Below are 2,780 nucleotides of genomic sequence, written 5' to 3' on the forward strand. Positions count from 1 at the left end.
CCATGTGCGGCCCCAAATTCTGCAGCATGAAAATCACTGCCGAAGTACGCAGTGGTATGGAAGAGAAGAGCCGCGAGTTTATGGACTAGGTCGCGGAGATTTATCTCTCGGAATCTGGCGTGAAGTGCGAGCCAATTGATTGAGGCAATATCTATTCGTCGACAAATGGCTCATCAGAATCGCCTGTGAACTCAGTTGCATCGTAGCTCGCCTGCCTGAACATATGGATATTCATTCGAACTGCGGTCGCCGTATGGGGTGAACGGATCATACCAGGCAAGTCATTAGCCGTTGCTTCGATAGTGTACGTGCCCCAGATGTTCAACGCGTCGCTCCAACTCGCATCAGAGACAACACGGCGTGCAATATCAGCGTATTCCTCATCCTCAACTTTCCGGAAGCACACCCATTCTCTTGAAAGCGGAAAATCAATTCTGGGCACTGGAGTCATGGGCTTGGGGTCGAATGACGGCCTGCCACTAGCCCAATCTCCATATTTAACGTCAAGCCGGTTAAACCGCCCGACTAATTCATTATAAAGAATTCTTTCCTGCGCTTGAATCTCACCTCGGCTGCCGATTTTTGAGAAGGATTCCGGAAAACTACTTCCTGCAACGACCAGCTCAATATGTTGCTGATTGTCTGCAGGGTTCAACTCATTCACCAAATTCAAGAATTCCGAAGCCCATAATTCGTTCTGAAGCAAGTCGGTAGACCAACCAGCGTCAACGACAAGGACGAAGTCCTCTACTCTTGCAGACACCCTGCGAACCAGCGAGAGAGGGTTTTGCGTGTGATTCAATTGGCACCGAAGCACAAGACCCCGGTCCATATCCCTTACTCGCCGGATCTCAGCATCAAGTTCAGACTCTGACGCACGATCATCATTACGAAGTACAGGGATAGCGAAAGGAATTGCATCGACTTGGCTATAATAATTCTCAAATCCATTTGACGGATCGAAAAGCGCATCAAACTCCTCACCAGCCGGGTAACGATTTGGATGACCAAATCGCGATCGGTCAAGGTCCAGTCCGAACCTACGATCATTAAACGCCTCGTCAATTTTATCCCACGTTCTTAGTAAGTGCTTCGCATTCGGCCAAGGCCTCGCAGCGATGATGGGGAACATTTGATTCTTCAGAGGGGCAGGAAGATAAAAAAGCGCCTTCATCTCCGCTACACGAGAGAGCAATATCGGAGAGTATGTGCTAGTCTCCAACATCTAGATCAAGCTACTCCCAAGCGTATTTTCATTGCAGGCACGGACACTCTAAAGAGCTCAGCAAGCTCTTGCACAACCGCGGCATCCTCTGGGCTTCCTAGCTCATTCATTTCTCTAGTTACTGCGGCCGCAGGCATGATGATTGCCGCAGCCAGCTGATTGGCTTCTGTCTCTTTCCGAGAACTCAAGCTCGAACGATACATCACGCTATCGACTACGCCGGCACCTATATCATCCCTATGCAGAAGATAGTGACTAATTTCATGCGCGACGGTGAACCTTTGCCTCTCGGGAACTTCGTATTTATTGACCAAAATCTCATACCCTGAAGGTGTGTCAGACGCTGGCCGGATCAGTCCCGAAATAGTTGGTTTAAGCCCAGAGGAGCGCGTGACCCTCAGACCTAGACTTTGTGCAAGAGCACCAACTTTCACTGGTCGTTGCCTTATTGCCTCTTGGACGATTTCCGCTTCTAGTGGGCGTATCCTTTTGAATAAATGTTCGCTCATCTACCGGTTTCCAATCATTATTCATCATCGAGAGAAGTGTCGATGGTATTCACTCCCTCGAACATAGATTTCTGGACATATTCATCAATCATCAGCCTTAGCTCATTGCCGTCCTTAAACCCATCACTCAGAAAATCCTCGACACGCACTCTAACCCCTCGGGATATGGCGTTCCACCCGATGATACCTAGGATAGCAATAAAAAATGCCAGCAAAGTCATAAGCAATGAAATCGCGGTCAGCATCAGAGATATGAAATCGATGTAAGTTATATCTTCGGCCATCGCGCCGAATTTTGTAGTAACGACGCTTCCGATAACCGCGCCTCCGATGCACGCAACGAAGACGATAAAAACTCCAACTCCTGTTCGCCACGTCAGCTTCAAGGCCACCTCCGGAACATACCAAGAACATAAGCCTAAAGGCTTTCCTTCTCAAGAGTGATTCTTATTTATAGCACGTTAACCATTCAATACGGCAGCGAAACTAACGAACAAGCAGAGTAGATTTTCGGGTAATAAAAACCCTTAGTTCACTAACACCGCAAACAACAATGCACCCGTCACCAGCTAAACCCACGCCCCAACAGTCTCAGTCGCGTCACTATGCTGAATATAAGGGTGAAGGGAATGCGGCGGAGAAGAGAGCCGCCCCATTGCCTCACCCCATTACCTCAACGCGGCCATCACGGCGCAGTGGAAGCTGATCGAGCGGCTGGAGCGCCGCGTCGAGCGCCTTGCCGAGCGTGTCGCGGATGCCGAACAGTCCGCCGGCCAGGCCGCCCCCGTGGACCGGCCCCCGCCGCATTACTAGGCAAGCAGGCCGGCGGTTGGTAGAGCCCCCTTCCCCGCTCAATCTGTGGAAACGCCAGCACAGGGATGCTCCGCATGGCTCTTTGTCATCCCGGAAAACGCTGCGCGTTTATCCGGGACCCAGATGCGGGGGCGCAAGTCTGAACTGGGTCCCGGATATTTGCTGACGCAAATTCCGGGATGACAGCGAACTTAACTTTCCTCTCTTCCGCTCACCCCGGCGCAGGCCGGGGT

Annotated in this window: 4 protein-coding genes; 1 reads left to right on the plus strand and 3 read right to left on the minus strand. The window is 50.9% G+C overall.

Translation table 11 applies throughout. The features are described 5' to 3' along the window. Positions 1-151: 151 nt before the first annotated feature. Genes HY29_RS19020 through HY29_RS16120 form a run of 3 tightly spaced genes read right to left on the minus strand, consistent with a single transcriptional unit; the run spans position 152 to position 2,120 of the window. Positions 152-1,225 carry a beta family protein gene (locus tag HY29_RS19020; RefSeq protein WP_081811460.1) on the minus strand — a complete coding sequence of 358 codons (1,074 nt, stop codon included), beginning with the start codon at positions 1,223-1,225 and terminating at the stop codon, positions 152-154. A gap of 5 nt (positions 1,226-1,230) precedes the next feature. Next, the gene (locus HY29_RS19025; protein ID WP_034798858.1) at positions 1,231-1,734 is read right to left on the minus strand and encodes an ImmA/IrrE family metallo-endopeptidase; all 504 of its coding nucleotides are present in this window, start codon (positions 1,732-1,734) and stop codon (positions 1,231-1,233) included. A 17-nt stretch (positions 1,735-1,751) separates the two neighbouring features. Then, positions 1,752-2,120 carry a hypothetical protein gene (locus HY29_RS16120; protein ID WP_034798861.1) on the minus strand — a complete coding sequence of 123 codons (369 nt, stop codon included), beginning with the start codon at positions 2,118-2,120 and terminating at the stop codon, positions 1,752-1,754. Positions 2,121-2,418: 298 nt separating this feature from the next. Between HY29_RS16120 and HY29_RS19970 the strand changes: the two genes are divergently transcribed. Then, positions 2,419-2,547, plus strand: coding sequence for a SlyX family protein (locus HY29_RS19970; RefSeq protein ID WP_422119938.1), 129 nt, complete (start codon positions 2,419-2,421; stop codon positions 2,545-2,547). Positions 2,548-2,780: the final 233 nt, after the last annotated feature.

This window comes from Hyphomonas beringensis (assembly GCF_000682755.1).
Lineage (GTDB): Bacteria > Pseudomonadota > Alphaproteobacteria > Caulobacterales > Hyphomonadaceae > Hyphomonas > Hyphomonas beringensis.

What these genes read in the sequence shown, in the direction of transcription:
- HY29_RS19025 (WP_034798858.1), bottom strand. Translation starts at nt 1,734, where the DNA reads ATGAGCGAACATTTATTCAAAAGGATACGCCCACTAGAAGCGGAAATC.
- HY29_RS19020 (WP_081811460.1), bottom strand. Translation starts at nt 1,225, where the DNA reads ATGTTGGAGACTAGCACATACTCTCCGATATTGCTCTCTCGTGTAGCG.